Below are 2,275 nucleotides of genomic sequence, written 5' to 3' on the forward strand. Positions count from 1 at the left end.
GTGGATCGCCATGCCGGCCGTCGCCGTGTGGCCGGAGCCGCCGGCAATGCCTGCATTGGGCAGATCGGAGCTGCCGGCCCTGAAATCGACCTGGTCGATATCCAGTCCCAGTCCGTCGGCGGCGATCTGGGCGAAGGCGGTCCAGGCGCCTTGCCCCATGTCCTGAGCGCCGGTCTCCATCACGCCGCTGCCATCGGCTCTCAGCACCGCCCGCGCTTCGGCCTGGAACATGATCGCCGGGAAGGTCGCCGTGCCCATGCCCCAGCCGGTCAGGAAACCGTCGGCGTCGCGCATCAGCCGAGGCTGAAGCGGGCGGCTCGCCCAGCCGAACGTCTCGGCCGCTTGCCTGTAGCATTCGCGCAGCGCCTTGGAGGAAAACGGCTTGCCGGTCATCGGCTCGACCTCGGCATAGTTCCGCAGCCGGAATTCCAGCGGGTCCATGCCGCAGGCGTAGGCTGCCTCATCGATAGCGCTCTCCAGCGCGATCGAGCCGGTGGCTTCGCCGGGCGCCCGCATGAACAGCGGCGTACCGGTATCGAGCCGCACCGCATCGTGCGAGGTGGCGATGGCCGGGCTGGCATAGAGCGTGTGCGAGGCATCCGCCGCCGGTTCGAAGAAATCGTCGAACGTGCTCGACGCGGTCTTGGCGTGATGGTCGAGTGCCGTCAGCCGCCCTTCGCCATCCATGCCCATGCGCAGCGTCTGGCGCGTCGGCGCACGGTGGCCGACCGGCCCGTACATCTGCTCACGTCGCAGCACCAGCTTGACCGGACGGCCGACGAGACGCGCCGCCAGGATGCCGAGCACCTGCGGCCCGGAGATCATGCCTTTCGAACCGAAGCCGCCACCCAGGAACGGGCTGCGGATGTGGATGTTCTCCGGCGCGATGCCGAACAGGCCGGCGATGCGGCCCTGCGCCATGGCAAGGCCCTGGCTCGGTGTGTCGATCGACAGTGTGTCGCCTTCCCAGGCGACGACGATCGCATGCGGCTCCATGGCGTTGTGGTACTGGGCCGGCGTCTCGTAGGTGGCTTCGATCCGCGTCTTTGCGGATTTAAGGCCGACCTCGACATCGCCCTTGTGCTGCACGGCCGGACCGCCGACGCCGACAGCACGCGGCACGAAATTTTCGGCGCCGTCGAGGCCAACGCGCGCCGGCATCACTTCATAGCGCGGCGACAGCAGCGCCGCCCCCTCGGTCGCCGCCTCCAGCGTCTCGGCGATCACCACGGCGATGCTCTGATTGGGGTAGCGGACCTGGTCGTTCTGCAAGAGGTCGAGCCGGAACATGAAGGGATGGTCCTTGGCGTCCGGATCGGCAGCGAGCGCTGGCCGGTTCTTGGGCGTCATCACCTCGACCACGCCTCTGTATGCCTTGGCCGCCTCGACATCCAGCGCGGCGACGCGGCCGCGTGCGATGCTGCTGACCGCCAGCACGGCGTAGAGCATGCCGGGCGGATGGTTGTCGGCGGCATAGCGCGCGGCTCCGGTGACTTTCAGAAAGCCGTCGCGGCGGGTCAGCGGCTGGCCGATGCTAGAGCCTTGCCGGGCATGGGCGGGTTGCTGGTTGAGGCTGAGTTCAAGCGTCATGGCGCGCTCCAGGAATGTTCGAGAACGGGGAGGCAGGAAGGGCCGGCAGACGCTCGGGCGTTCCCGAAAGCGCAGAGATCAGCGCCCTGATCACGATGCGGCGGGCAAGCTCGATCTTGAAGGCATTGTCGCCGGAAGGGCTGGCATCGGCCAAGGCAGCGTCCGCGGCGCTGGCGAAGGTCGCCTCGCTGGCGTCCGCGCCAAGCAGGACGGCTTCCGCCGAGCGTGCCCGCCACGGCTTAGCCGCGACGCCGCCCAGCGCCAGCCTTGCGGCGCGGATCTTGCCGCCGTCGACGACGAGCGCTGCCGCGGCCGATACGACGGCAAAGGCATAGGAGGTGCGTTCGCGGACTTTGAGGTAACGGGCATTGGCGGAGAAGGAGGCAGCCTCCGCCGGCAGGCGCACCGCCACGATCAGGTCGCCGGGCTCCAGCGCATTCTCCCGCTGCGGCGTTTCGCCGGGAAGCCGGTGAAATTCCTCCAGCGAAACATGGCGCCGGCCCTTCTTGCCTTCGATCTCGACCACGGCGTCGAGCGCCACCAGCGGCACGCAGAAATCCGACGGGTGGGTGGCGATGCAGGCGTCGCTCCAGCCGAGCACGGCGTGCAGGCGGTTTTCGCCTTCCAGCGCGTCGCAGCCGGTGCCTGGCTGGCGCCTGTTGCAGGCGCTGGCGGTGTCGTAGAA

Annotated in this window: 2 protein-coding genes; both read right to left on the reverse strand. The window is 68.7% G+C overall.

Annotation, left to right across the window (positions count from 1 at the left end; genetic code table 11):
* Window positions 1-1,590 (reverse strand): xanthine dehydrogenase family protein molybdopterin-binding subunit (locus EN969_RS27510; protein WP_164758542.1); only part of this gene is annotated, 1,590 nt, incomplete at its 3' end.
* Window positions 1,580-2,275: FAD binding domain-containing protein (locus EN969_RS27515; RefSeq protein WP_127419562.1), on the reverse strand; the 696-nt coding region annotated here is incomplete at its 5' end. The genes EN969_RS27510 and EN969_RS27515, both read right to left, overlap by 11 nt.

The organism is Mesorhizobium sp. M7A.F.Ca.CA.003.01.2.1 (assembly GCF_003998945.1).
GTDB classification, from domain to species: Bacteria; Pseudomonadota; Alphaproteobacteria; order Rhizobiales; family Rhizobiaceae; genus Mesorhizobium; species Mesorhizobium ciceri.